The following is a 3231-nucleotide window of genomic DNA, read 5'->3' on the forward strand; positions in this document are numbered from 1 at the left end:
CGCGGTTGGCGGTGAGGTGGATGTAGGGCAGGCGCACGCCGGCGTGGATGGTGAAATAGTCGACGCCCTGTTCGCACTGCTCGATCAGCGTGTCCTTGTAGACCTCCCAATCGAGTTTCACCGGATCGCCTTTGACCTTCTCCAGCGCCTGGTAGATCGGCACGGTGCCGATCGGCACCGGCGAGTTGCGCAAGATCCATTCCCGCGTGGTGTGGATGTTGCGGCCGGTCGAGAGGTCCATCACGGTGTCGGCGCCCCAGCGGATCGCCCACACCATCTTGTCGACTTCCTCTTCGACCGAGGAGGTGACGGCGGAGTTGCCGATATTGGCGTTGATCTTGGTCAGGAAGTTGCGGCCGATGATCATCGGCTCGAGTTCGGCGTGGTTGATGTTGGAGGGGATGATGGCGCGGCCGCGCGCGATCTCGGAGCGCACGAACTCCGGGGTGATGAAGGCCGGCACCGCGGCGCCAAAACTTTCGCCGTCGGCGAGGGCTGCTTCCGCGCGCTCGAGCTGCTGCTTGCGGCCGAGGTTCTCGCGCTCGGCGACGTAGATCATCTCTTTCGTGATGATGCCGGCGCGGGCGAATTCGAGCTGGGTGATCTTGTGGTCGCCTGTGCCGCGGATCGGCCTGTGATGTGCGGTGAAGGCCTTTGCGGCGTGCGAGGCGCCGACATTGCCGTTGTCCTCCGGCTTGATCTCGCGTCCCGCATATTCCTCGACGCCGCCGCGCTCCTTGACCCAGGCCATGCGGTTGCGCGGCAGGCCGGCGTTGACGTCGATAGTGACGGAGGGATCGGTGTAGGGGCCGGACGTGTCGTAGACCGGCAGGTTCGGCTCGCCCGCACCTTCCGAGAGGATGATCTCGCGCAAGGGCACGCGCAGGTCGGGCGCGGCGTCGGGGGTCGCGAAGATCTTTCGCGAGGAGGCGAGCGGGCCGGTGGTGACGGCGGGCAGCGTGGTGTCGGGATTGGAGCGAATGTTCATACCGTATCCTCCGTTAAATTCTGTTCGTTGTTTTCGTCATTGCGAGGAGCGAAGCGACGAAGCAATCCATTGTCACCGAGTTGCGGTGCCACTGGATTGCTTCGCTTCGCTCGCAATGACGGGGAGAGAGTGCGCATCACGCCGCCTCCGCGGTCTGGCCGAGCCATTGCCGCACCCGGGCGTCGGGATCGGCGTTCCCGGTGACGTCGCTGACGACGGCGATGGAATCGGCGCCGGCGGCGTAGATTTCGGCTGCGTGCTCGAACTTGATGCCGCCGATCGCGACCAGCGGGATGTTGCCGATGCGCTTCTTCCACTCCGTGATTTTCGGAATGCCCTGCGGCTCGAAGCGCATCGATTTCAGCGTGGTGAAGAAGATCGGGCCGAGCGCGACATAATCGGGCTTGGCGGCAAGTGCGGTCGCGAGTTCCTTATCGTCATGGGTGGAGATGCCGAGCGTCAGGCCCGCTTTTCGGATTTCGCCGAGGTCGGCGTCGACGAGGTCTTCCTGGCCGAGATGCAGATGCTTTGCGCCGGCGACGATCGCCGCGCGCCAGTAATCGTTGACCACGAGTTTGGCGCCGGTGCCCTTGATGGCTTCGAGCGCGTCGCTCACGATCTGCAGCGCCTCGGCATCGTTGAGGTCCTTGGCGCGCAACTGGATGGTGCCGGCGCCGAGCAGCGCGAGCCGCGCCACCCAGGCGACGCTGTCGACGACGGGATAAAATCGGTCAGGATACGGCATGCCAGAACGGGGTCCCGATCACAGGGGTTGAGGGCGAGGCGAAGTCGCGGGCTTCCATCAGGCCGGCCTCGTAAGCGGCGCGGCCGGCCTCGACGCCGAGGCGGAAGGCCCTGGCCATCGCGACGGGGTCGGCGGCCTTGGCGACCGCAGTGTTGAGCAGCACGGCGTCGTAGCCGAGTTCGAGGGCGTGGGCGGCGTGCGACGGCGCGCCGAGGCCGGCATCGACCACCAGCGCGATATCGGGCAGTCGCTCGCGCATCAGTTTCAGCGCGTCGCGGTTGGTGATGCCTTTGGCGCTGCCGATCGGAGCTGCCCACGGCATCACCACCTTGCAGCCGGCATCGACCAGCCGCATCGCGACCGAGAGATCCTCGGTGCAATAGGGGAAAACTTCAAAACCGTCCTTGATCAGGATGCCGGCGGCTTCGACCAGACCGACGACATCAGGCTGCAGCGTGTCGTTGTCGGCGATCACTTCCAGCTTGATCCATGGCGTCGAGAACAGTTCGCGCGCGAGCTTCGCCGTCGTCACCGCCTCGCGCACGCTGCGGCAGCCGGCGGTGTTCGGCAGCACCGTGACGCCAAGCTCGCGGATCAGCGACCAGAACGCATCCCCGGTCTTGCCGCCGGCGGCTTCGCGCCGCAGCGACACCGTGACGATGCCGGCCCCCGACGCGCGGATCGCGTCCTGCATGATCGCCGGCGACGGATATAGCGCCGTGCCGATCAGGAGGCGGGAGGAGAAGGTCTTGCCGTAGAAGTTCAGCATTGCGTCGAAACTTTCCTGTCGTCCCTGCGAACGCAGGGACCCATACCGCGTGATCTCTGTTGTGGGCACTCTCGCAGACGTCGTTCGTCGAAACGAAGGCCGGTGGCTGTGGGTCCCTGCGTTCGCAGGGACGACGTCGTGCAAGATGTCATCCATCACCCTCCCTGCCGCGGCGTGATGATCTCGATCTCGTCGCCGGCCTTGAGCGCCGTCTCCGACCAGCGGCTCTTCGGCACCACGTCGTAATTCAGCGCGATCGCGAAATGCGTGCCCTCATAGTCGAGTTCGGCGAGCAGCGCGTCGACGCGGGTCGCCGCGATCTCGCGCGCTTCGCCGTTGACGGTCACCTGCATCGCATCACCTCATTGTCGATCGCGCCGCGCTGCACGTAGGCCAGCGTCAGTTCGGCCAGCGCGGGCGCCAGCAGGAAACCGTGGCGGTAGAGGCCGTTCACCGAGATCCTGTCCTTCTGGATCGTGATCCGCGGCAGGTTGTCGGGAAAGGCGGGACGCAGGCCCGAGCCGAACTCGACGATGCGCGCCTCGGCAAAGGCCGGATGCACGGCATAGGCGGCGCCGAGCAGCTCCAGCGCGGAACGGACGCTGACGCCGGTATCCTCCGCCTCGATCGAGGTCGCGCCCAGCATGAAGCGGCCGTCGCCGCGCGGGATCACGTAAAGCGGCCAGCGCGGATGGATCAGCCGCACCGGGCGCGCCAGCTCGACCTCGC

Annotated in this window: 5 protein-coding genes; all 5 read right to left on the reverse strand. The window is 66.0% G+C overall.

Going from position 1 to position 3231, the window contains the following annotated elements; translation table 11 throughout:
* A partial coding sequence (locus V7E26_RS29760; RefSeq protein ID WP_324422959.1) for a phosphomethylpyrimidine synthase ThiC occupies positions 1-988 on the reverse strand: 988 nt, incomplete at its 3' end.
* Positions 989-1124: 136 nt separating this feature from the next.
* Entirely contained in the window at positions 1125-1733 is a 609-nt protein-coding gene (locus V7E26_RS29765) for a thiamine phosphate synthase (RefSeq protein WP_324422960.1), read from the reverse strand.
* Positions 1720-2502 (reverse strand): thiazole synthase, encoded by a 783-nt coding sequence (locus tag V7E26_RS29770; protein ID WP_324422961.1) that lies wholly within the window; start codon positions 2500-2502, stop codon positions 1720-1722. The genes V7E26_RS29765 and V7E26_RS29770 overlap by 14 nt, the downstream gene beginning before the upstream one ends.
* A 155-nt stretch (positions 2503-2657) precedes the next feature.
* Positions 2658-2855 carry a sulfur carrier protein ThiS gene (gene thiS, locus V7E26_RS29775; RefSeq protein ID WP_324422962.1) on the reverse strand — a complete coding sequence of 66 codons (198 nt, stop codon included), beginning with the start codon at positions 2853-2855 and terminating at the stop codon, positions 2658-2660.
* On the reverse strand, positions 2846-3231 hold a 386-nt coding region (locus V7E26_RS29780), incomplete at its 5' end, for an FAD-dependent oxidoreductase (RefSeq protein WP_324422963.1). The genes thiS and V7E26_RS29780, both read right to left, overlap by 10 nt.

This window comes from Bradyrhizobium sp., from assembly GCF_036735945.1.
Taxonomy (GTDB): domain Bacteria; phylum Pseudomonadota; class Alphaproteobacteria; order Rhizobiales; family Xanthobacteraceae; genus Bradyrhizobium.